This is a genomic window from Corynebacterium sp. Marseille-P3884 (assembly GCF_017942225.1).
In the GTDB taxonomy this organism is placed as follows: Bacteria; Actinomycetota; Actinomycetes; order Mycobacteriales; family Mycobacteriaceae; genus Corynebacterium.
In genome coordinates this window covers 126,882-148,650 of sequence record NZ_JAGKSD010000007.1, presented here as the reverse complement: position 1 = coordinate 148,650, position 21,769 = coordinate 126,882, and the positions used below count along the sequence as shown (strand labels likewise).

Sequence of the window (21,769 nt, the reverse complement as noted above, 5' to 3'; positions counted from 1 at the left end):
CTTTCGATGGTCCCCCCTGCTCCTCTTTCTTCTTTTCTTTTTCCTTTTCTCTGCCCCTTATCTCTCATTTTCTCTCCTTTTGGGGTGTCCCCCGTTAAATCTCCTTCACTTTGTGTTGGCCTATCCCTTTCCCCCCACCTCTTCCCCTCTCTGTTTCCCCCCCCCCTTCTTTTCCCCCGTCCCCTGTCTCTGAAACCCACCAAGGGGTGTAAAAGAGCCGGGGCCACCGCACGCCGTTGTGCTGGGGCAGGTCCTGCTTCGTGGTCACGCTATCCAACCAGGTCTTCGATCAAACCGCCGATGTCCACTTGCGGTTGCCGCTGAGCTGGCGGTGCTGGCGCGGGAGCCGGGGCCGGCGCTGGCGGTGCGGGAGCAGGAGCGGGAGCGGGAGCATCCGGAGCCGGTGCCGGTTCATTCGGGTTCTCGGCCTCCGGCGTCTCCGACGGAACTGCCCCGCCCGTGCCGTAATCGTAGGTCGGGGAGCTCGGTGTCGTGCTACCACCGTACTTGCCGCCCGAGTAGGGGTTGATGCCCCAGTTGATCGGCTTCGCCTGCGGGAACTGTTCGTAGTCCTGGCCTTCGAGGACGCCGTCGAGGACGCCTTTCCAGATCGCGCCCGGGGACATCGAACCGTACATATTGCCGCCCCACTGGTTGAAGATGGGGGAGGTGTTATCGGCGGTGCCCACCCACACAGCGACGGAGAGCTGCGGCGTGCCGCCGATCATCCAAGCATCCTTGTTATTTCCGGTATCGCCCATCTGAGCGGTGCCCGTCTTAGCGATGGACGGGCGCCCGCCAGCCAGCGTCTTATTCGACCAGCCGGCGATCGGCTGCATCGCCTCGACGACATTGTCGGCGACCTGGCTGTTCACGCGGCGCTCCTTGTACTCCGGATCGAATTCATAGAGCACCTCGCCGTCGGCGGTGGTGACGCGCTGAACGAAGTGCGGCGGGTGCCACACGCCGCGGTTGATCAGCGTGGCCACGCCGGTAGCCATGTCGAGGACGCGGGACTGGTACTGGCCCAGGATGACGCCGTCGTACGGGGTCTCGCCGTTCTCGGTCAGCGTGTGCGGAATATTCGGCAGCTCGCGGGCGACGCCGAGGGCGTGGGCCATGTCGGCGGTGTCCATCGGGCCATCGTCCAGATCGGACTGCATGCGGATGAACGAGGTGTTGTAGGAGTTCTTCAGTGCCTCGGCCAAGGTGGTCACTCCGCCGTTGACACCGGAGTCGTTGCCGATGGTGCGGTCGCCCACCGTCACCGGAGCCGAGTCGTAGTACGCCGACAGCGGGATGCCCTGCTGGAGGGCGGCCGCCAGGCCGAAGATCTTGAAGACAGAACCAGTCTGCAGGCCGGCGTTGGCGTAGTCCCAGCCGCTGGGGTCGTCGCCACCGTAGTAGCCCTTGATTGCGCCGGTAGCCGGGTCCATGGCCACGACACCGGTGCGCGCGTCCTCCTGCAACAGCGAAAGCTGTTCCTCAGAAGTCTTGAGCACCTGGTCCTGCGTGCGCTGGTCGATGGTGGTGGTGATTTGCAGGCCGCGGTTGGTCACGTCGGCCTCGGTGATGCCCACCTGCTCCAGCTCTGCCATGACCTGGTTCTTGATCAGGCCGTTGGGGCCGGAGGCTTCGGTGTAGGCGGAGTAGGTCTGCGGGTCGCGCGTGTCCGGGAATTTCGCGCCGGCGCGTTCCTCAGGGGTGATCGAGCCCATGTCGACCATGCCGTCGAGCACGTAGTTCCAGCGGTTCATGGAGTCCTGCTCGTTATTCCACGGATCGAGCTGGTTAGGCAGCTGAATGAGGCCTGCGAGCACGGCGCCTTCTTCAACGGTGAGCTCGGAGGCGGGCTTGCTGAAGTAGGCGTTGGCGGCCGCTTGAATGCCGTAGGCGTTGCGGCCGAAGTAGATGGTGTTGAGGTAGCCGGCGAGGATTTCTTCCTTCGACCAATGGCGGGTCATCTTGATCGAGTAGACCAGCTCATTGAATTTGCGCTTGTACGAGCGCTCGTTGCCCACGATGGTGTTCTTCACGTACTGCTGCGTGATCGTGGAACCGCCGCCGGCGGAAGCGTCGCCGGTGAGCTGACCGAGCACAGCACGACCGAAACCGGTGAAGGAGAATCCGGAGTTCTCCCAGAAGTCGCGGTCCTCAGCGGCCAGGACGGCGTCCTGGACATGCTTTGGCACCTCGTCGAGCGGGATCTGCTCGCGGTTACCCTCAGCGGGAACGATGCGGGCCAGCTGCGTCGTGCCGTCGTTGGCGAAGATGGTCGACACCTGGGCCGTTTCAATCTCGCTCGGGTGCGGCAAGTCCGCCTGGGTGTATTTCACGCCGAAAATGGACAGCGGCACCGCCATGATGAGCACGAGCGCCAACACGAAAGCCGCGAGCCATTGGCCCTTGCGGCTCTTTTTCTTCTTTTTCTTTGCAGCACTCTTGCCAGACGTGGCCGGCGCTTTTTTAGCCTTGTCATCTTCCGACTTAGCGGATGCTTTCACGGTCGAGCCAGAACCCGACCCAGCACCAGCTTTCTTGGTTTTCTCGTTGTGCTTCGGCCCGGTACGGCCCTGCGTGCTCTTCTTCGCGGTGTCGCGGCGCGCTGCGTCCGGCTTCTTCTTGCCGGAGTCGCTGCCGGACTCTTTATCTAGGTCTCGTGCCAATTGAAGTATCCTGCCTACTCGATTCCTCTAGGACAGAGTACTTCCTTCGTCGCCGAATGACGGAACCGGAACGGCTTCGGCGGTGCTCAAAAGATGGTTCCAACGGCAATGCCCGCACACCTCGACGGTGTGGACGGTGAAGGGACCGCCGGTCTCGTCGATAAGCTCCGCGATTTCTGCTTCGCTGCGCGCGGACCCGGAACGGCGCCCGAGATTGTCTCCGTAGACCCACAAGACAGTGCGCATTGTTTTCTCGCAAATGGGACAGGGCCGGTCAGAATCGACTCCGTGGTGCTCGCCGGCGGCGCGGAGGAGGAAATCCGCATCACAAAGTTCATCCCGGCTCTTCTTTCCTATGCGAAATTCACGCAGCGCAGAGCGCCTTTCCCATTCGTGGGAAACGATATGAACCAATTTGAACATTGCTACCAGCGTACTCTTCACGAGGCGGTTGATAGACCCACCCGATGGTTCGGTACAAGAAAATGCGCTTTGGCTTCTTAATTTCGGTGTTGAGCACCTACACTAGGTGGCATGCCAATAAACCCTGTCGAGGACGCATACTCCGTCGCCAAAGAAATCCGTCCCTTCCTCACGAAGCTCTACGTCGCTTATTTCCGCATTGCCGAGGCATCCGACATTACCGGCCCGCAGCTCTCCATCATGGAGCGTCTCATCGAGACCGGCCCGATGCGCATTAGCCAACTCGCACAAGAGGAGGGCATCCGCATGCCCACCGCCTCGAACACGCTGCACCAGCTGGAGCAGCGCGATCTCGTGCGCCGCGTCCGCGACGAGACGGACCGTCGCGGAGTGAAGGTGGAGATCACGGATAAGGGCATCAAGGAACACAACCGCGTCGCCGACGAGCGCACGCGCTACGTCGCCGAGATGATATCGACCCTCGACCCAGAGTCCCTGGAACAGCTCAAGGCAGCTACTCCGGCTCTCGCCGAGCTCGCGCGCACGTACAACACGGGCAACCTCCACTAGCGCGAACCCCTGCTCGCAGCAGGGGTGAATTGTCTGCACAGTGGGGGGACATATAAAGTTAAGGCGTTGTTGGTCTTACATTAACGCCTGCGCTACATGGACATTTACCCCCTCACTCCTGAGCTCCTCCTGCACGTCGGTGAGGAGCGTCCTTTGCGCATCCTCGTCGGCTGGGACCAGTCGGGGGAAGAGGCCATCGAATTCGCGGCCTGGCTCGCGCGCACCGCGAAATGCACGATCCGCGTCATCAGCACCGCCCCGTGGTCGTCGCTGCGCGGCAAGAACAGCAAGAAATACAAGAAGTGGCGCAAGCACACTGAAGACAAGCGCGTCGGCGATATCCGGCACGCACTCAAACAGCAGGTTCCGCGCGAAGCCTGGGACGATCAGTGGGCAGTCTTCCGGGACGGAAGTCCCCGCCACGAGCTGATCTCCGCGGAAGCGAAGAGTTTCAAGGCCGATCTCATTTTGCTCGGCTCGAAGTCGAAGGCGAAGAAGGGCCGTTTCTTGGCCACGTCTACCGCGGACGCAATGATGCATTACTCACCGATCTCCGTCGGTCTCGCACCGCGCGCTGTCAAACTCTCGAAAAAGGGCATTACCCGCGTCAATTACGCATTCCTCGACGAGCACAAGGACGCGTCCGCCCGCGGCATCAAGGTCGCGGCGTTGGTAGCCATGCTCCTCGACGTCGACCTGCGCATCATGGCATTCTCCCCGCGCCAGACGTACAAGCACGAAGCGGAATTCACCGCGCACGCACCGCTTATCGACGAATGGAATGAATCCTCCCTCGCCCTGCTCGACCGCGCCCGCGACTGTGTCAGTGACACCGCCACACAGCTCGGCATTCCGGAGCCGAAGAATTTTGAGGTGGACACCTCCGTCAGCGCCGGCGACGGATGGAAAGCCGTGGTGAATTCCCAAAAGTGGAAGAAGGGCGACATTCTCTTCCTCGACTCCCAGCCCACCGAGCGGGCACGTGTGCTGACCAATCCGCGCACAGAGGACTTCCTCACCCACGCTCCCGTGCCCGTGGTCATTTTCCCGTGATTTTCTCGGGACTACACTGACGGGCATGTCCACCAGCACACCGCGACCACACGAGAATCCGCACGCCGGTCTGCGCCGGGACACTCCAGAGCACCCGGAGAACGACCTTCACGGGGCGGCCGACTACTACAACAAGGTGCGGCCGGAACCGCGCGATTTCGACGAGCTCGCCGACCAACCGGACCCGGTCGAGGTGAACGAACGCAACCGGGCTTCTACGCGCCAGGCAATCGTCTTCGCCGTGGCCACAGTGCTGGTCACACTGCTCTTCGGCGGTGCGCTCGCCCTCGTGGCGCGCCTTGCCGGCGGCCCGCTGTGCGATGCAGGGGAGGCGACGTGGCTGTGCAGTTCCGGCTGGCGCACTGCGTGGGCGGTTCTCTCCTCGATCCCGCCGGTCATGGCACTGCTGGCATGCGCCGTGATCATGGTGCGCAAGCTCAACCGCTATGAGCGATGGGTGCCGTGGATGGGCGTGTTCTGGATCCCGATCGTGCCCTTCACGATGGCGTGGCTGATCCTCACCGTCGGCATTCTCGCCCAAGACAGTGTCAGCTAAAACTTCCTAACTGCACGCCGGGCAGTACGGATTCTTTTCCCGGCACGTCTCGCAGCTGACGTACTGCTGCCTGCAATGCGGCTCATTCGCGCAGTTGTAGTGCTGGTTCGACGCTTCGCCGCAGTGTGCGCAATGACCGACTTGGACGAAATCCTCGTCGTCCTCCGGGCCGAATTCGGTGTGCATGCGCTTATCGAAGACATACAGCGAGCCTTCCCACAGGCCCTGGTTCCCGAATTTCTCGCCGTAGCGGACGATGCCACCGTCGATCTGGTAGACCTCCTCGAAACCGCGGTTGATCATCAGTGAGGAGAGGATCTCACAGCGGATGCCGCCGGTGCAGTAGGAGATGACGGGCTTGTCTTTCATCCAGTCGTATTTTCCGGACTCGAGCTCCGCAATGAAATCGTGGGTGGTATTCACATCCGGGACAACGGCATTCTTGAATTTGCCGATCTCTGCTTCATAGGCATTGCGTCCGTCAAAGAAGACCACATCGTCGCGGGAGGACGCCAACTCATTGACCTGTTCCGGCGAAAGGTGGGTGCCGCCGCCGACGACACCGCGGTCGTCGACACGCAATTCTTCCGGCGTGCCGAAAGAGACGATCTCGTCGCGCACCTTCACGCTGAGTTTCGGGAAGTCCTCGGCCCCGCCTTCGGACCACTTGAACTCGATGCCGCGGAAGTATTCTTTCGTTTTGCGCACGTACGCCTTGCAGGCGTCCATGTCGCCGCCGACGGTGCCGTTGATGCCGTCAGGGGAGATGATGATGCGGCCGTTGAGCCCCAGCCCCTCGCACAGATCGCGCTGCCACAAACGGATCGCTTCGGGGTCCGGGATCGGGCGGAACTGGTAGTAGAGCAGGATTTTGCTGGGCATGATGCCCCAGTCTACCGCCGGTGGTACAACGCCTTACGCCAGTACTGCGGCTCGGTGGTGGCCAGCACGCCGAGGTTGCGGAAAATGCCCTCGTCCACCGAACCCAGAATCGTGGTGATGTGCGCGTCGCAGCCGCGCAAGGACTGGAGCTGCTCCAGGGCGAGGCGCGCATTCTCGTCGGAATTCGCCGACGCGGACAGGGCGATGAGCACCTCGTCGGTGTGCAGGCGGGGGTTGCGCGAACCCAGGTAGCGGGTCTTCAGCGTCTGGATCGGCTCGATGGAATCGGGGGAGAGAAGGTGAATGCCGTCGTCAATGCCCGCGAGCTTCTTCAAGGCGTTGAGCAGCACAGCCGCCGACGGCCCGAGCAGATCCGAGGTCTTGCCCGTGACGATCTCGCCGTCGGGCAGCTCGAGCGCCGCACCCGGATTGCCCGTCTTTTCCGCCACAGCGAGCGCCGGAGCGACCACCGGACGGTCAGCGACGGAGATTCCCGCCTTGCGCATGACATTCGCCGCACGGTCGGGCACTGCCGGGTCGACATCGCCCCGGCGCGCATCCACTTGCGCAGCCAAAAAGCGGCGGATGATCTCCTGGTTCGCGGCATAACGGCAGGCATCGTCATCAGAAATGCAGTGCCCCGCCATATTCACGCCCATATCGGTGGGCGAGTGGTACGGCTCAGAACCAGTCGCCTCACGCAGCAGCGCCTTGAGCAGTGGGAAGACCTCGATATCGCGGTTGTAGGATGAGACCTGCTCGCCATAAGCCGCTAGGTGGTACTGGTCAATGACGTTGATATCGTCCAAATCCACCGTCGCCGCCTCGTACGCCAGATTCACCGGGTGGGACAGCGGCAGATTCCAGATCGGGAAGGTCTCGAATTTGGCGTAGCCAGCTGCAATTCCACGCTGATTATCCAGGTAGACCTGGCTGAGACACGTCGCCAGCTTGCCGGAGCCCGGGCCCGGCGCGGTCATCACCACCACGTCGCGGGACGTCTCGACGTAGTCGTTGCGGCCGAAGCCGTCCTCGGAGACGATCCGCGAAATATCGTTCGGATATCCCGGAATGATGTGGTGCAGGCTCACTGTCACACCGAGGCGCTCCAGCTTGTCCCGGAATGCATCTGCCTGCTCAGTTCCGCTCTCGTACTGCGTGATCACCACATTGTCGACGAGGAATCCGCGTTCACGGAAAACGTCGATAAGCCTCAAAACCTCGTCTTCGTACGTGATGCCCAGGTCCGCGCGGACCTTCTGCCGCACGAGGTCTCCCGCACCGACGCACACGATGATCTCGATCTCGTCCTTGATGCGCTCGAGCATCGCGATCTTATTGTCGGGCGTGAAGCCGGGCAGCACGCGGGAGGCATGGTGGTCGTCGAAAAGCTTGCCGCCCATCTCGAGGTAGAGCTTCCCGCCGATTGCTTTTCGACGCTCCGAGATATGCTCCGACTGCATGTCGATGTATTTCCCGCGGTCGAAACCGATTTGGTACACCATCTTCCCGGCTATCTCCTTCGCGTCGATCCCTAGCGAGAATACGCGCGCAGGCCTGCATAGGTGAAGCGCACCACGCCCAAGCGGGCATGATGCGCTTCTACGTGCAGCGGTTCGTGCTGTTAAGCGATGCCGTTAGCTGCCTTGAACTCGCGGCGCTTCGCGTGCAGGATCGGCTCGGTGTAACCGGACGGGGACTCAGTGCCCTTGAGGATGAGGTCCTTTGCCGCCTGGAAGCCGATAGATGCGTCGTAATCCTTCGCCATCGGACGGTAGTTCGGGTCGCCGGCATTCTGCTCGTCGACCTTGACTGCCATGCGCTCGAGCGAGTCGAGCACCTGCTCTTCGGTGACCACGCCGTGCAGGATCCAGTTAGCCAGGATCTGGGAGGAAATGCGCAGGGTAGCGCGGTCCTCCATCAAGTCAACGTCGTGGATATCCGGCACCTTCGAGCAGCCAACGCCCTGCTCGACCCAGCGGACCACGTAGCCCAGGATCGACTGGCAGTTGTTGTCCAGCTCCTCGGCCTTTTCCTCGTCGGACCAGTTGTCGCCGGCGGTGTTGACCGGGACGGTGAGCAGGTCCTTCAAGGAGTCGCGGCGGCCAGCGGCACGCAGCTCGTCCTGCACCTCGTGGACATCCACCTGGTGGTAGTGGGTGGCGTGCAGGGTCGCACCGGTCGGGGACGGAACCCAAGCGGTGTTCGCGCCCTCACGCGGCTGACCGATCTTCTTTTCCAGCAGAGCAGCCATGTGGTCGGTCTCTGCCCACATGCCCTTACCGATCTGTGCGCGACCCGGCAGGCCGTGTGCAAGACCAGCATCGACGTTGTGGTCCTCGTACGCCTGCTTCCACGGCGCGGTCTGCATATCTGCCTTGCGCACCATCGGGCCAGCCTGCATGGAGGTATGGATCTCATCGCCGGTACGGTCCAGGAAGCCGGTGTTGATGAACACGAGGCGCTCGGCTGCCTCCATGATGCAGGCGTCCAGGTTGACCGAGGTGCGGAGCTCCTCGTCCATGACGCCCACCTTCACCGTGTTCTTCGGCAGGCCGAGGATCTCCTCGACGCGGTCGAAGATCTCGTTGGTGAATGCAACCTCGTCTGGGCCATGCTGCTTCGGCTTCACCACGTAGACAGAGCCAACGCGGGAGTTGCGGTGCGGATTGTCCTCGCGCAGCCCCGGGAGTGCAGCAGCAACGGTGATCAGGCCGTCAAGCAAACCCTCCGGCACCTCCTCACCGTCGAGCAGGATCGCCGGGTTGGTCATCAGGTGACCGACATTGCGGCACAGCATCATGACGCGGCCGTGCAGCGATTCTTCAGCGCCATCCTTCGTGGTGAACGTGATGTCGTCTGCCTGGGTGCGTTCAAAGGTCTTGCCGCCCTTGGTCACGGTCTCGGAGATATCGCCCTTGTTGAGGCCGAACCAGGTGGCGTACGCGGCAGCCTTGTCCGTGCCGTCAACAATTGCAACGGAGTCCTCAAAGTCCATGATCGCGGTCACAGCGGACTCGAGCAGAACGTCAGCAACACCAGCGCGGTCGGTCTTGCCCACCGGGTGCTCACGGTCGATCTGGATGATCAGGTGCAGGTTATTGTTGCGCAGGACGATGCCCGAAGGATCGTTCTTCTCACCCTGGTAGCCGAGGTACGCCTCCGGGTTTGCCAGCGCGACCTCGTTGCCGCCAGCGATGATCTTCAGGTCGCCGTCCTCGGTGATCTCGTAAGAGTCGACGTCCGCGTGGGATGCTCCCTCGAGCGGCACTGCCTCGTCCAGGAAGGTGCGCGCCCACTCGATCACGCGCTCGCCGCGGACTGGGTTGTATCCCTTGCCCGGCTCAGCGCCGTCGTCGGTCGGGATGACATCGGTGCCGTACAGCGCGTCGTACAGCGAACCGTAACGAGCATTCGCGGCGTTGATGGCGAAACGGGCGTTGGTGATGGGCACCACCAGCTGCGGGCCGGCGACGTTGGCGAATTCCTCGTCGACATTCTCGGTGCGGATCGCGCCGTCCGTCGGCTGATCCACCAGGTAACCGATGGAACGCAGGTACTCCTCGTGCTGTGCCGGATCCGGCTGGCCCGGGTTGTTGCGGTAGTGCTCGTCCAGCTGCTGCTGCAGTTCGTCGCGGCGGGCGAGCAGCGCCTTGTTCTTCGGGGCCAGGTCCGCGAAGTACGTCGCAGCGTCGGCCCAGAACTTCTCGGCCTCGATGTTGATCTCCGGCAGAAGCTGCTCCGTCACAAAATCGTAGAGCGGGCGTTCGACCTGAAGACCAGCTGCTTCAACACGCTCCGTGCGATCCTCAAATTGCGGCGTAGTCATCGAATGAGATCCTTTCAGCCAGTTGAAATGTATGGCACCAGTCTAAAGGTGCCTTAGTGCGCCCGACACCACATTGCCTCTGCGGTGTTAGGTAAGCATTGTTCTCAAGATTAAGTGATTGTTGTCACCGGCGGTTAACTTTCTATTTCGATGACCCTATAACTACCCCCGAAATTGTGAATCCGGATGCCCGGCCATGTCCGCTCCGCTGGACGCATTGTTTTGAATTCAACCGATCATTCACGCAGCACTTAGTGCTTTTTCCTTTCAGGCACCTATCCCGTTTGGGGGGATTTTCGCCATGTGCGAGGCTCATGTCCGCTAGTCAACTCACCCCCTCCACAACCGGAACCGGGGGTTTCTGTTGACGTTTCACGTGGCGCTTGGGAATACTAAGCATGAACGCCACGAGCGTGTCTCACTTCACTTTTTGGAGTGAGAGGCTTCTATCACACACCCAATGAAAGGGGACAAGCACTATGACCACCACTGGACAGGCTCGTACTGCTCAGGAAATCCAGAAGGACTGGGACGAGAACCCCCGCTGGAAGGGCGTAACCCGCGACTACACCGCAGAGCAGGTTGCTGAGCTGCAGGGCAACGTCGTCGAGGAGCAGACCCTCGCACGTCGCGGCGCTGAGATCCTCTGGGACGGCATCACCAAGGGCGACGGTTCTTACATCCACGCTCTGGGCGCCCTGACCGGTAACCAGGCTGTACAGCAGGTTCGCGCTGGCCTGAAGGCTGTCTACCTCTCCGGTTGGCAGGTCGCTGGTGACGCTAACCTTTCCGGCAACACCTACCCGGACCAGTCCCTGTACCCGGCCAACTCTGTGCCGAACGTTGTCCGTCGCATCAACAACGCTCTGACCCGCGCTGACCAGATCTCCCGCGTCGAGGGCGATGACTCCGTGGACAACTGGCTCGTCCCGATCGTCGCTGACGGTGAGGCTGGCTTCGGTGGCGCTCTGAACGTCTACGAGCTGCAGCGCGCAATGATCCAGGCTGGTGCCGCTGGTACCCACTGGGAGGACCAGCTCGCTTCCGAGAAGAAGTGTGGCCACCTGGGCGGCAAGGTCCTCATCCCGACCCAGCAGCACATCCGTACCCTGTCCTCTGCTCGTCTGGCAGCTGACGTTCTCAACGTCCCGACCGTGGTCATCGGCCGTACCGACGCTGAGGCTGCAACCCTGCTGACCTCCGACGTCGACGAGCGCGACGCGAAGTTCCTGACCGGTGAGCGCTCCGCTGAGGGCTACTACTACGTCAAGAACGGCGTCGAGCCCTGCATCGACCGTGCGAAGTCCTACGCTCCGTACGCCGACCTGATCTGGATGGAGACCGGTACTCCGGACCTCGAGCTGGCTAAGAAGTTCGCCGAGGGTGTCCGCGAAGAGTTCCCGGACCAGCTCCTGGCCTACAACTGCTCCCCGTCCTTCAACTGGTCCTCCCACCTGGACGAGGAAGAGATCGCCAAGTTCCAGAAGGAGCTGGGCAAGATGGGCTTCGTGTTCCAGTTCATCACCCTGGCTGGCTTCCACGCCCTGAACTACTCCATGTTCGACCTGGCTCACGGCTACGCTCGCGAGGGCATGCCGGCATTCGTCGACCTGCAGAACCGCGAGTTCCAGGCTGCTTCCGAGCGCGGCTTCACCGCTGTGAAGCACCAGCGCGAGGTCGGCGCCGGCTACTTCGACCGCGTCGCCACCACCGTCGACCCGAACTCCTCCACCACCGCTCTGAAGGGCTCCACCGAGGAGGGCCAGTTCTAAGCACTAGCTTGAACTGATCAAACCCGCACTGTCACCGCGCAGTGCGGGTTTTCGTCGCCTTAGGAGTGATATCGTGATATCAGACACCAGGGAGGCGATCATGGACATTTTGATCCGGGGCATTTCGGACACTGCCGTGAAACGTCTGGATTCTGAAGCTGCCGAGCTTGGGCTGTCTAGGAACGAATACCTGCGTCGCAAGATCGAAGACGCTGTAGAGCCAGCTCCGCGTAGGAAGATCACCGCGGAAGATTCTGCCCGCACCGCCCGTGTCCACGCTGATCTCTCCGATGAAGAAATAATGCGCGCAGCGTGGCGCTAAACGGCCAGCCCATCCATCAAATAGGGCGCGAATTCGACTAACTCGCCCTAGTTCTAGTGCGTAAACTCGGAACTCGTCAACCACCGTAGAACCGAAAGAGCACCCTCATGGCCGACATTCAGTTCATCCCCACCGCCGACATCGCCGATATCCACGACACGGAGGTGCGCAGCTGCGATATCCAGTTCCGCAATTTCGGCGGCACCGTCGATTTCTGCGGCGAGATCCACACCATTTCCTGCTTCCAGGACAACGGCCTTGTGAAGAAGACGCTGAACTCGCCGGGCGAGGGCAAGGTGCTCGTCGTCGACGGCCACGCCAGCATGCACACCGCGCTCATGGGCGACATGATCGCAGAAGCGGGCGTGAAGAACGGCTGGGCCGGCGTGATCATCAACGGCCCGATCCGCGATTCGGCCGAGGTGGCCAAGATGAACTTCGGCTGCAAGGCGCTGGGCTCCAACCCGCGCAAGTCCGCGAAGGACGGCGTGGGCAAGGAGAATATCGTCCTGCGTTTGGGCGGCATCGACTTCGTGCCGGGCGAGTACGTCTACGCCGATTCCGACGGTGTCGTCGTCTCCGAGAACCCGGTCGAGCCCAAGTAAAACATCCCCTGTAACCTGGAGGAATGCCTGAAGGTCACGTTCTCCACCGCCTCGCCCGCACGCTCAACGCGGACTTCCGCTCGGGCCCGGTGGAGGTGACCAGCCCGCAGGGGAGATTCGCAACAGAAGCATCGCTTATCGACGGCACGCGTCTCCTCGAAGCCTCCGCCCACGGCAAGCACCTGTTCATCTCCTTCGGGCACGAACAGGACGCACCCGAGCACACGATCTATATCCACCTCGGGCTGATCGGATCTTTGCGCTTCGAGCCCGCCGCCGACGAGTGGGGCCAGATGCGTCTGCACATCTCCAACGGAGAGACAGCCGCCAACCTGCGCGGCCCGCAGAAATGCGAGCTGATGACGCCGGGGGAGGCAGCTGCGATCGTCGATAAGTCCGGCTTCGATCCGATCGTCGAGCTGGACCCGCCTGAGGCCCTGTGGGAACGCGTCCACCGTTCGAAACGCACCATCGGTTCGATGCTGATGGACCAGAAGCTCTTTGCCGGGGTGGGCAATATCTACCGCGCGGAGGTGCTGTTCCGGCAGGGGATCGACCCCGCTCTGCCCGGCAACCAGCTCGACCGCGCGCAATTCGACGCGATCTGGACCGACCTGGCCGAGTTGATGGCTTACGGCGTCGACCACGGCCGCATCGACACCGTCCGCCCCGAGCACACGCCCGAGGCGATGGACCGCCCACCCCGTAAGGACGATCACGGCGGCGAAGTCTACGTCTACCGCCGCGCCACCGACCCCTGCTATGTGTGCGGCACCCCCATCGAGACGAAGGTGCTCGAGGGCCGAAAGCTGTACTGGTGCCCCGAGTGCCAGTAGCCGTCCGCCATAAAATGGCCATTGAGCTGCGTCACCACAGGTGATAGCGTAAACGATGTGGACGTCAACGAGGATCCGCGCGCCAATGACGCCGTGTTTGCTGAACTGTGGCGTGAAGCGTTGCCAGCAGAGGCGAGCTCCGCGCGATGTGTCTTGTCGCTCTGCAACTCGGTCGTCTGGAGCCGTCAATGGTGGACAGACGCGGACGGCACCGAACATCAGGAGCGTGTGAAGCCCGCGCTTCGGAGCGCTGCGAGCAAGGCTCGGTGGCGTGAATCGGGGCCCGGCAAGGGGGCGTGGATTCTGTTGCAGGGTGAGTTTGACGGCCACAGCATGACCTTTACACGCGAGCATTCGACGCGTGCGTACTGGGGCGATCATCCCGGAGCGCCGTTCGAGCCGCCGGCGTCGGCTGCAGATATCCGGCCGAGCGACGACACGTGGCGCGATGAAATGAAGGGCGGATGGTATCCGCGAGACGAGCAGCACTGGCCTGACTGGCTGCCGCGTGAGAGTTCGACGGTGCATCCGAAGCTCAACACCGAGGCGCCATTGACGGGGCGACTTGCTGAACTCGCGAAGTCCGAGCCGTGGTCAGCCTGGATTCCCGAACTCGATCGTCGGTTGGCTGAGTGGGTGGAGCGTCGTCCCGAGGTCGTCAAGGAACTCGTCGAGGACGGGCCGGACGGCCACGCCCGCCAAGCAATTCTTGAGAACATTCCGATCGAGTTTGCCGAGTGGGCGCAGCCTGACGGAAACGACGCACTCGCTCAAGAAGCCGATGGCGTCCTCAATGAACTCATCGATGTTCGTCTCAGCGGGGTGACGCTCTAGTCCCGCTCCGTCGTGGGGAATTCTCCCCAATGACAGCGCGGGCGGGCGCCCCTACGGTTATTGCGGAAGAAGGGACTCCGCATGGCCTCGCTCGAGCTGGCCTGAAACAGCCCCCAAAGCGTGACGAATTTGTGCAGGTCACCTACCCAATGGGAATGAAAGTGGACTGCACAAACATTGGCGAAGTCCTTGACATCCTGGACCGCGAGGAAAACGCACAGTGATCCTGGGAGAATCCACTGGACTCACCGAACAACGCCTAGCGCGCCCGCCTAGCCCTCGGTGACATGACCGTCGCTGACCTCGATGACGCGGTCGCCGTGCTCGATCAGCTCGGTCTCGTGGGTGACGATGAGGCAGGCCGGGCCGAGTTCCTCGGTGACGTTGCGCAGCAGCGCGATGATCTCCTGGGAACGGTTGGTGTCTAGGGCGGCGGTGGGCTCGTCGGCAAGCAGGAGGCTCGGCTCGCCCATCAGAGCGCGGGCAATGCCGACGCGCTGGCGCTGGCCACCGGAAAGCTGCTGCATGCGGCGGTCGCCGAGGCCCTCGAGTCCGACGAGTTCGAGCAGGTCGTCCGCATGGGACTTCTTGGCGCGCAGTTTCTTGCCGCGCACGCCACGGATGTGCTCGGTGACCAGCAGCTGGTCGCGCACGGTCAGCGAGGCGATGAGGTTCGGCTGCTGGAAGACCATGCCGATGTGGTTGAGGCGGATCTCGTCGCTGATCGGCTGACCAGCGACCTCGACAGTGCCGGAGTCTGGGGTGAGCAGGCCTGCGGCCGCGGACAGCAGGGTGGACTTGCCGGAGCCGGATTGGCCGACGACGAAGGTGACGGTGCACGGGTCAGCCTGCAGAGTGGCGTTGTCCAGTGCGGTGATGCGGCCGTCGCCGTCCGGGAAGGTGACGGTGACATCTGTCATCGACAGTGCCGGAGCTGCGCCGGTGGTGGACTGGGTCGTGGTGCGGTTCTTGGTTACGGTCGTCATTTAAGCTGCACCTCCAAGTGCGAGTTGCGGGTCAACGCGGGAGATCGAACGGGTGGCCAGTGCGGCGCCGCCCATGCCGAGGATCCAGATGGCCAGTGCCGGAAGGATCACGCTGGCGGGGCTCAGAACGAACGGTGCGATCTGGGAAGCCAGCAGGCCCAAGCCGGCAGCAGCGGCGGTGCCGATCAGGGCGCCGAGCGCGAGAATGAGCGCGGCCTGACCGATGCTGTCCTTGAGCAGGTAGCCGTTGGATGCGCCGATGGCCTTGAGAATGGACAGGTCACGGGTGCGCTGCGCGGTCCACACGCTCAGGAAGGCGACGGTGACCAGCGCGGAGATGAGGTAGAGGAAGCCCTGGATCATCTTCAGGGAGCCCTGCTCAGATGAGTAGGCGGGAAGAGCCTGGAAGGAGTCCTTCAGGGAGACGGAACCCTCCGGTGCGGTGTCTTCATTATCGGAAAGCTCGACCGTGCCCACTGCCTCGGTGTGCATGGCGGCCTGCCAGGTCTCGGTCGGAACCCACAGGACGGGGGAGTGGGCGAAGTACAGATCTTCGGCCTGCTCGCTCACCGTGACGGGGGCGCCGCCGACAGTGATGGACTCGCCGTCGAAAAGCTCGAGCCCCTCGGACGCGATCGCGTGATCCTCCAAGACCTGGCCGCCGGGCAGCTCGGTGCCGGACGGCAGACCCAGGATGGCGACGGATTCCTCCGAGCCGTCGTCGCGGGACATCAACGTCTGGCCGGTGCCCAGCGGGGTGGTCCCCTCATCGGCTTTCGCGATGCGGGAGGTGGTGTAGGACTGGTTGTCGGCGTCGTCGAACGTCACGGCGGCGGGGTCGAGGGCCTCGAGAGCAGAAGTGTTCTGCTTGCCCAGGCCGGCGGTGAGGCCGGTGAGCATGACCACGAGGAACGTCACGAGAGCGACCACGCCGGCGATCAGGCCGAAGCGCCCTTTGGCATTCAGTAAATCTCTCAGTGCAACAAACATGACTCAATTCTGGCGTCTGTGCAGGTCATCCCACATCGGGTGAGCGGGTGATTTAGCAGTCAACCGATCGGTTGATTCGAGATATACGGTGAGTAATTGTGAAAACCACCAACAATGTCCTCGCTTTCCTCCGCGTGAGCCTGCACGTGCTCGTCGCGGTGCTGCTCGTCGTGGGCCTCATCGGCGTTCAGCACTCGCGGGTTCCGGCGCTGACCGTGTGCCTGGTGGCACTCTTTTCGGCGCTGTATCTCGCGGGAACGGTCATGCACCACCGCGGACGGAAGATCCGCACGGGTGCCGGTGCGTCGTGGCTGGCCGTCATCGCCGCGTTGTGGGTGGCGTTGGTGTGGGCCTCTCCGGACTTCGCCTGGCTCGAGTTTCCACTGGTCATGCTCGCCTGCTACCTCTTGCCCGCACCGGTCGGAATCGCCGCGTCGCTCGCAGCGGGGGCGTTCACTGTCGCGGTCATGGCGCCGGAGACGGGCATCGGGGGCATCATCGGCCCGACCATCGGCACCCTCGTCGCCGTGGTTGCCAGCTTCGCGTACCAGGCGCTGCGCGCGGAGGCGGAACACTACAAGCTCACTGCCGCGCGGCTCGAGGCTACGCAGATGGAGCTCGCCGAAAGCCAGTACCAAGCTGGCGCGCTCCAGGAGCGCACGCGCCTGGCCCGCGAGGTCCACGACACGATGGCGCAGGGCTTGAGCAGCATTGTTCTTTTCGGCCGGGTCGCCACCGGGCACCTCGAGTCCGGGGACCCGGCGCGCAAAGACAAGGCGCAGGAGATCCTCGGCACGATCGTGGAGACCGCCAGCGAGAATTTGTCGGAGGCCCGGCGTTTCGTCGCCGCGAACTCACCTGAAGCGGCCCCGCTGAGCGAGCGACTGGAGGCGGTCGCGGCGTCGGCACGCAATCGGCAAAAGGCGATCGAGTCCCTGCTTGACCTCACCCTCGTCGCGCCCGGCGCGGACCAGATCACGGGCGAGGCCGCGGATGTCGTGGAACGCGTCGTGCGCGAGGGCGTGAGCAATATCGTGCGCCATTCGCATGCCGGCAAGGCGGTGGTCACTGTGGAGAAACTCGGTAATGTCGCCACCGTGGATGTGTTCGACGACGGTGAGGGGGTCAAGCGCCCCGAAGGTCACGGCCTGACCGGCCTGCGAGCCCGCGTCGCCGAGGTCGGGGGCACGCTCGAATTGGAAAGCTCGCCGCGCGGCACCGTGCTCGCGGCACGAATCCCACTGGAGGGCTAATGGTCCGCATCATGCTTATCGACGACCACCCCGTCGTCCGCGCCGGCCTTACCGCCGTGCTGGAGAGCGACGGTCAGATCGAGGTCGTCGCCCAGGGCTCCGACGGCACCGCCATTGACGATCTTCCCGCTGACGTCGATGTGGTCGTCACCGATATCCAAATGCCGACCATGACCGGCATCGAAGTGGCTCAAAAACTCAGGGCCGCCGGCGGCCCGCCCGTACTAATCCTGACCACCTACGACACCCAGGCCGATGTCGTCGGTGCGATGGAGGCTGGAGCGCTGGGCTACGTGCTCAAAGACGCACCGGAAGAGGACCTGCGCGCCGCGGTGCTCGCCGCCGCGAAGGGGGAGCGCACCTTGTCCCCGCAGGTGGCGAATGTGTTGGCCGAGCGTCTCACGCGCCCCGATGTGGCGTTGAGCGCCCGCGAGATTGAGATCCTCGAAGCCCTGGCCACCGGAGCGTCCAACCGGGACATCGCCACGCAGCTGTTCATCTCCGCTGCGACGGTGAAGACTCACCTGGTGCACATCTACAGCAAGCTCGGCGTGGATAACCGCACTGCCGCCATCGCCGCGGCACGTCAGAAGCGCATCATCCAGTAGCTCACAGCTTGTCCCGCTACCGTGGGCAGCATGGTTTACGCGTACACAGCCGAACAAATCCGCGCAGCCGAAAAACCTCTGCTGGATGCGCAGGTCAGCACCGATGAGCTAATGAAATCCGCAGCTCACGCCGTTTTCGAAGCCGCCGAGGCGATGCTCGCCTGGCCCGACCCCTTGGCGGACCTGCGGCAACACCGGAAGACACTCCTGTTGGTCGGCAAAGGTGGAAACGGCGGCGACGCACTCTACGCCGGTGCTGAGCTCGCCCTAGCCGGCCACACCGTCAATGCGTGGCTGGCGTGGGGAAGCGCCCACGAACCGGCACTGGAAGCCTTCCGCAACGTCGGCGGCACGGTGCTCACAGAATTGCCCGACGGCGTGCGCGAATACCGCTTCGCTATTGACGGTCTCACCGGTCTTGGGGGCGCCGGCAGCCTCGACGAGCAGACCGGCCGCGTCATCCAGGGACTCGCCGACTGGTACGCGCACGTGCTCGCCGTCGACGTGCCTTCCGGCATCGACGCAAACACGGGCGAAACAGGCGAGTTCCACGTCACCGCCGACGCCACAGTCACTTTTGGGGGCTGGCGGGTAGCCCATGGCCTGGCCCCCGAATGCGGCATCCAGCTGCTCGCTGACCCGCACCTCGCCGACGGCCAGTCCATCAGCGATAACCTCTCGCCCTTCGACGCAGCCGCAGTGCTCCACCGCGCAGTTCCGGGCGACCACCAGTGGCCGGACAGCCTCACACCGCTGACCGCGACCAATGTGCCCAGCATGGAGCCGCGCTTCCACGACGACAAATACAGCGGTGGTGTCGTGGGCATCCGCGCAGGCAGCGACACATATCCTGGCGCGGCAATCCTCACCGCCGCCGGCGCCGTTCATGCCTCCCCGTCAATGGTCCGCTACGCCGGGCCCCAGGCGGATGAGGTGGTTCGGGCACTACCGGAGGTCGTCGTCACGCGAAAGCTCGAAGATGTCGGCCGCGTCCAAGCGTGGGTCTTCGGCCCTGGCACGGGCACCGACAGCACGGCGCGCAGCGAACTCGCGTACTTGCTCGGCTGCGAGGAGCCATTGCTTATCGACGCCGACGGCCTCACCCTGATCTCCCTCGACCCCGAATTGCGCGAGCTCCTCCGCGGCCGCGCCGCCCAGACCGTGCTGACCCCTCACGACGGCGAATTCGTCCGGCTGCGCAACGCGGAAGGAATCTCTCCCGCAGACCGCTTAGCCGAGACCCGCGCCCTGGCCGAATCCCTGAACTGCATCGTGCTGCGCAAGGGGCGCTCCACGATCATCTCCAACCCCCGCCATGAATCCACGGACTCCGTCATCGATGCTGGAACCTCGTGGGCGGCGACTCCCGGCTCCGGCGACGTGCTCTCCGGAATCACCGGCGCACACCTTGCTAACGCGGCTGCACGCTGGGGAAACGATGCCTTCCTGTTGGATACTCAGCCCGTTGTCATTCACGCTGTAGCCAGCGCTCTTGCCGCGCAGACCGAATTCGGCAAGGCACCGGCCCGCGCCTTAGCCATCGCGCAAGCCGTGCCTGCCGCGACGGCGAAGCTGCACCAGTTCAGCGGTCTGCCGGCAGCTTCCACACAGCGGTAAGCAGCGCGAAGACCCCGATCACGCCCGGTCCCACGATGGCCAGGTACCACGGCCACCGCCCGAAAAGCTGCAGCGGAGACCAGCCGCGCGGGTGGTCGGCGACAAACATGTAGTTGCCGCCGGTGAACTTATTCATCGTCGCCGCGAACGCACCCCAGGCGAGCGTCACGCCCGTGATCATGCGCCAGTCTTTCCAGCTCGGGCGGTAGCCCAGCCCGAAGGTCAGCACGACCGGCACGACGCTGGCCGCCATGTGGAAGTACCAGTACGCGACCTCCTGCAGCACTTTATTGTCCTGCACGAATGCCATGTCCGGGAAGAACAGCGCCATCGGGTTGAGGAAGAGGCCCCAGTAGTAGCTGATCGCCGTCGCCGTCGGATTTCCGGTTCCGAGCGCGAGCGGGGTGATCAGACGCAGCGCATCAGTGACGTGGAACGGTGCCGTCTCATCCCACACCAGACGCTTCGGGTTGAGCACCCACAGGAAATATGCCACCGAGATGATCCCCATGATCGCGCCCGCAACCTTGCGCGACGCTTTGATCACGGAACCCGGGAGCCGCTTGACCGCCACGACGAGGATGCCGCACAGCATGATGAAAAAGACCATGAGAATGAGGTGTTTCTGGTCGTACTGCGTGATCGTCGGGTAGGTCTGGCCCGTGTGCTTCGACGTCCATGGGGCGGGTTGGTAGGGCATCGTCTCTCCGTATTTCTGCTAATCCTTAAATGTTTTACCACCCAAGTGGGACATTTGAATAGAAAACGTTTAGCGTGACACGGTGTGACTACCACCCCGAAAGCAGCATTCCCGTACCTGCCGCTGTCCGCCATGGGCTTTGCGGCGTTCGTGTACGTGACATTTGAAATGTTCGCCGTCGGTCTGATCACCCCGATGGCTCGAGACCTCGGTGTGAGTGAGGGCCAGGTGGGCTTGCTCATGACGGTGTACGCCTCGATCGTCGCGGTGGTCACGATCCCCCTGATGGAGGTCACCCGGCGGTTGGACCGCAAGCCAGTGTTCATGGCCACGCTGATTTTTCTGCTCGGCGGCATCGTGTTGCAGGCGACCGCTTCAACCTATTGGGTGCTGGTGATCGGCCGTGTCTGTGCCGCGTTGACCCACGGTCTGTTCTGGTCCTTGGTCAACCCAATGGCTGCACGTCTCGCTCCTGCGGGCATGACCGGCAAGGGCGTCGCCGTCGTCTCATTGGGCTCGACGATGGCGCTCGTGGTTGGCTCGCCGCTGACAACGATGCTCGGCGGCGTTTTCGGCTGGCGCATCGCCACGTGGATTCTCGGGGCTTTTGTCGTGCTCGCATTCACGCTGTTGTTCTTCTTCCTGCCTTCGATGCCCGCGATTCCGCCCGCCGGTAAGCCAGCAGGGGAGCAGAAGCGCTCAGCCCTACCGGCGCTGGTGGTCTATTTGGCGCTAGTCATTACGGCACTGTTCTGCACCTACACCTATCTGGGCCTGTTTTTGCAGCACACTGCTGGAATGCAATTCGTCGCTATCGGTCTGGCCGCCTACGGCCTGTTCGGCATCGCCGGTGTGATCTCCGCGGGCCGTCGCGCGGACCGGCGCATGATCCGCATGAATATCGTCGGCACTGGCTTGATTGTTCTTGCTGGCCTCATTGGCGCGCTCGCTCTGGCCGTCAGCAGCGGCTCCTATGTTGCTGGCTTCATTCTCGCTGTTCTCGTCGTCGCCTCCCTCGGCCTTGCCGGTGGCGGTCTTCCCACCGTGGCCACGACCGTCTTCCTCTTCGCAGGCAATGCGAATCAGAACCGCGCATCGTCGATCTATGTGGTGACATTCCAGGTCGGAATTGCCAGCGGCTCCGCCCTCGGCTCACTGCCCGTGGATGCCGGTTTCCTCCCGGGCACCCTCCTCGTCACCGCCGTGCTGGGTGCGCTCGCTTCCGCTGAGCTGAGCCTGCGCGCCCGCCCGCTCCTGCGCTAGCTCA

20 protein-coding genes are annotated in these 21,769 nt (G+C 63.1%); 12 read left to right on the top strand and 8 right to left on the bottom strand.

Annotated elements, in window-relative coordinates:
• Positions 1 to 269 precede the first annotated feature (269 nt).
• Together J5Y21_RS06265 and J5Y21_RS06260 are read right to left on the bottom strand one after the other, a co-directional pair.
• Positions 270 to 2,504: a transglycosylase domain-containing protein gene (locus tag J5Y21_RS06265; protein ID WP_349236958.1), complete on the bottom strand. Its 2,235-nt coding sequence runs from the start codon at positions 2,502 to 2,504 to the stop codon at positions 270 to 272.
• A gap of 189 nt (positions 2,505 to 2,693) precedes the next feature.
• On the bottom strand, positions 2,694 to 3,089 hold the full coding sequence (locus J5Y21_RS06260; RefSeq protein WP_210573720.1) for a DUF5318 family protein: 396 nt from the start codon (positions 3,087 to 3,089) through the stop codon (positions 2,694 to 2,696).
• 111 nt (positions 3,090 to 3,200) lie between these two features.
• Here J5Y21_RS06260 and J5Y21_RS06255 point away from each other — a divergent pair, with 111 nt between their 5' ends.
• The 3 genes from J5Y21_RS06255 to J5Y21_RS06245 all read left to right on the top strand — a co-directional run bounded on the left by J5Y21_RS06255 (position 3,201) and on the right by J5Y21_RS06245 (position 5,268).
• A complete protein-coding gene (locus tag J5Y21_RS06255) occupies positions 3,201 to 3,659 on the top strand; it encodes a MarR family transcriptional regulator (RefSeq protein WP_210573718.1) in 459 nt (152 codons plus the stop codon).
• A gap of 96 nt (positions 3,660 to 3,755) precedes the next feature.
• On the top strand, positions 3,756 to 4,712 hold the full coding sequence (locus J5Y21_RS06250) for a universal stress protein (protein WP_210573716.1): 957 nt from the start codon (positions 3,756 to 3,758) through the stop codon (positions 4,710 to 4,712).
• A 25-nt stretch (positions 4,713 to 4,737) separates the two neighbouring features.
• The gene (locus tag J5Y21_RS06245) at positions 4,738 to 5,268 is read left to right on the top strand and encodes a hypothetical protein (RefSeq protein ID WP_246874998.1); all 531 of its coding nucleotides are present in this window, start codon (positions 4,738 to 4,740) and stop codon (positions 5,266 to 5,268) included.
• Positions 5,269 to 5,274: 6 nt separating this feature from the next.
• Here the strand turns inward: J5Y21_RS06245 and J5Y21_RS06240 are convergent, their stop codons facing one another.
• From J5Y21_RS06240 to J5Y21_RS06230, 3 genes are all read right to left on the bottom strand, one after another.
• Complete coding sequence (locus J5Y21_RS06240; protein WP_210573714.1) at positions 5,275 to 6,150, bottom strand: rhodanese-related sulfurtransferase; 876 nt, start codon at positions 6,148 to 6,150, stop codon at positions 5,275 to 5,277.
• A gap of 11 nt (positions 6,151 to 6,161) precedes the next feature.
• Complete coding sequence (locus J5Y21_RS06235; protein WP_210573712.1) at positions 6,162 to 7,655, bottom strand: DUF1846 domain-containing protein; 1,494 nt, start codon at positions 7,653 to 7,655, stop codon at positions 6,162 to 6,164.
• A 119-nt stretch (positions 7,656 to 7,774) separates the two neighbouring features.
• Entirely contained in the window at positions 7,775 to 9,979 is a 2,205-nt protein-coding gene (locus J5Y21_RS06230) for a malate synthase G (RefSeq protein ID WP_210573710.1), read from the bottom strand.
• Between the two features lie 479 nt (positions 9,980 to 10,458).
• Between J5Y21_RS06230 and aceA the strand changes: the two genes are divergently transcribed.
• The 5 genes from aceA to J5Y21_RS06205 all read left to right on the top strand — a co-directional run bounded on the left by aceA (position 10,459) and on the right by J5Y21_RS06205 (position 14,348).
• Positions 10,459 to 11,751 (top strand): isocitrate lyase, encoded by a 1,293-nt coding sequence (gene aceA, locus J5Y21_RS06225; RefSeq protein ID WP_210573708.1) that lies wholly within the window; start codon positions 10,459 to 10,461, stop codon positions 11,749 to 11,751.
• A 100-nt stretch (positions 11,752 to 11,851) separates the two neighbouring features.
• Complete coding sequence (locus J5Y21_RS06220) at positions 11,852 to 12,073, top strand: hypothetical protein (RefSeq protein ID WP_210573706.1); 222 nt, start codon at positions 11,852 to 11,854, stop codon at positions 12,071 to 12,073.
• A gap of 107 nt (positions 12,074 to 12,180) precedes the next feature.
• A complete protein-coding gene (gene rraA, locus J5Y21_RS06215) occupies positions 12,181 to 12,678 on the top strand; it encodes a ribonuclease E activity regulator RraA (RefSeq protein ID WP_210573705.1) in 498 nt (165 codons plus the stop codon).
• A 23-nt stretch (positions 12,679 to 12,701) separates the two neighbouring features.
• A complete protein-coding gene (locus J5Y21_RS06210; protein ID WP_210573702.1) occupies positions 12,702 to 13,514 on the top strand; it encodes an Fpg/Nei family DNA glycosylase in 813 nt (270 codons plus the stop codon).
• A 57-nt stretch (positions 13,515 to 13,571) separates the two neighbouring features.
• Positions 13,572 to 14,348: a hypothetical protein gene (locus J5Y21_RS06205; RefSeq protein WP_210573701.1), complete on the top strand. Its 777-nt coding sequence runs from the start codon at positions 13,572 to 13,574 to the stop codon at positions 14,346 to 14,348.
• 272 nt (positions 14,349 to 14,620) lie between these two features.
• Here the strand turns inward: J5Y21_RS06205 and J5Y21_RS06200 are convergent, their stop codons facing one another.
• Complete coding sequence (locus tag J5Y21_RS06200) at positions 14,621 to 15,334, bottom strand: ATP-binding cassette domain-containing protein (RefSeq protein ID WP_210573700.1); 714 nt, start codon at positions 15,332 to 15,334, stop codon at positions 14,621 to 14,623.
• Positions 15,335 to 16,324, bottom strand: coding sequence for an ABC transporter permease (locus J5Y21_RS06195; RefSeq protein ID WP_210573699.1), 990 nt, complete (start codon positions 16,322 to 16,324; stop codon positions 15,335 to 15,337). It lies immediately after the preceding gene.
• A 98-nt stretch (positions 16,325 to 16,422) separates the two neighbouring features.
• Between J5Y21_RS06195 and J5Y21_RS06190 the strand changes: the two genes are divergently transcribed.
• From J5Y21_RS06190 to J5Y21_RS06180, 3 genes are read left to right on the top strand one after another with little or no spacing between them, the layout of a single operon-like run.
• Entirely contained in the window at positions 16,423 to 17,577 is a 1,155-nt protein-coding gene (locus J5Y21_RS06190; protein ID WP_210573698.1) for a histidine kinase, read from the top strand.
• On the top strand, positions 17,577 to 18,185 hold the full coding sequence (locus tag J5Y21_RS06185; protein WP_210573697.1) for a response regulator transcription factor: 609 nt from the start codon (positions 17,577 to 17,579) through the stop codon (positions 18,183 to 18,185). The genes J5Y21_RS06190 and J5Y21_RS06185 overlap by 1 nt, the downstream gene beginning before the upstream one ends.
• A 30-nt stretch (positions 18,186 to 18,215) precedes the next feature.
• Positions 18,216 to 19,802, top strand: coding sequence for a bifunctional ADP-dependent NAD(P)H-hydrate dehydratase/NAD(P)H-hydrate epimerase (locus J5Y21_RS06180; RefSeq protein ID WP_210573695.1), 1,587 nt, complete (start codon positions 18,216 to 18,218; stop codon positions 19,800 to 19,802).
• Here the strand turns inward: J5Y21_RS06180 and J5Y21_RS06175 are convergent.
• Entirely contained in the window at positions 19,768 to 20,502 is a 735-nt protein-coding gene (locus J5Y21_RS06175) for a TIGR02206 family membrane protein (RefSeq protein ID WP_210573694.1), read from the bottom strand. The genes J5Y21_RS06180 and J5Y21_RS06175 overlap by 35 nt on opposite strands.
• 132 nt (positions 20,503 to 20,634) lie before the next feature.
• Here J5Y21_RS06175 and J5Y21_RS06170 point away from each other — a divergent pair, with 132 nt between their 5' ends.
• Positions 20,635 to 21,765, top strand: coding sequence for an MFS transporter (locus J5Y21_RS06170; protein WP_210573747.1), 1,131 nt, complete (start codon positions 20,635 to 20,637; stop codon positions 21,763 to 21,765).
• Positions 21,766 to 21,769 lie beyond the last annotated feature (4 nt).

Excerpts from the sequence above, each read along its gene's own strand:
- J5Y21_RS06180 (WP_210573695.1), top strand. The coding sequence starts at position 18,216 with ATGGTTTACGCGTACACAGCCGAACAAATCCGCGCAGCCGAAAAACCT.
- J5Y21_RS06175 (WP_210573694.1), bottom strand. The coding sequence starts at position 20,502 with ATGCCCTACCAACCCGCCCCATGGACGTCGAAGCACACGGGCCAGACC.
- J5Y21_RS06245 (WP_246874998.1), top strand. The coding sequence starts at position 4,738 with ATGTCCACCAGCACACCGCGACCACACGAGAATCCGCACGCCGGTCTG.
- J5Y21_RS06255 (WP_210573718.1), top strand. The coding sequence starts at position 3,201 with ATGCCAATAAACCCTGTCGAGGACGCATACTCCGTCGCCAAAGAAATC.
- J5Y21_RS06230 (WP_210573710.1), bottom strand. The coding sequence starts at position 9,979 with ATGACTACGCCGCAATTTGAGGATCGCACGGAGCGTGTTGAAGCAGCT.
- J5Y21_RS06200 (WP_210573700.1), bottom strand. The coding sequence starts at position 15,334 with ATGACGACCGTAACCAAGAACCGCACCACGACCCAGTCCACCACCGGC.
- J5Y21_RS06240 (WP_210573714.1), bottom strand. The coding sequence starts at position 6,150 with ATGCCCAGCAAAATCCTGCTCTACTACCAGTTCCGCCCGATCCCGGAC.
- rraA (WP_210573705.1), top strand. The coding sequence starts at position 12,181 with ATGGCCGACATTCAGTTCATCCCCACCGCCGACATCGCCGATATCCAC.
- J5Y21_RS06260 (WP_210573720.1), bottom strand. The coding sequence starts at position 3,089 with ATGTTCAAATTGGTTCATATCGTTTCCCACGAATGGGAAAGGCGCTCT.
- J5Y21_RS06235 (WP_210573712.1), bottom strand. The coding sequence starts at position 7,655 with ATGGTGTACCAAATCGGTTTCGACCGCGGGAAATACATCGACATGCAG.
- J5Y21_RS06210 (WP_210573702.1), top strand. The coding sequence starts at position 12,702 with ATGCCTGAAGGTCACGTTCTCCACCGCCTCGCCCGCACGCTCAACGCG.
- J5Y21_RS06220 (WP_210573706.1), top strand. The coding sequence starts at position 11,852 with ATGGACATTTTGATCCGGGGCATTTCGGACACTGCCGTGAAACGTCTG.
- J5Y21_RS06170 (WP_210573747.1), top strand. The coding sequence starts at position 20,635 with ATGGGCTTTGCGGCGTTCGTGTACGTGACATTTGAAATGTTCGCCGTC.
- J5Y21_RS06250 (WP_210573716.1), top strand. The coding sequence starts at position 3,756 with ATGGACATTTACCCCCTCACTCCTGAGCTCCTCCTGCACGTCGGTGAG.
- J5Y21_RS06195 (WP_210573699.1), bottom strand. The coding sequence starts at position 16,324 with ATGTTTGTTGCACTGAGAGATTTACTGAATGCCAAAGGGCGCTTCGGC.
- J5Y21_RS06185 (WP_210573697.1), top strand. The coding sequence starts at position 17,577 with ATGGTCCGCATCATGCTTATCGACGACCACCCCGTCGTCCGCGCCGGC.
- aceA (WP_210573708.1), top strand. The coding sequence starts at position 10,459 with ATGACCACCACTGGACAGGCTCGTACTGCTCAGGAAATCCAGAAGGAC.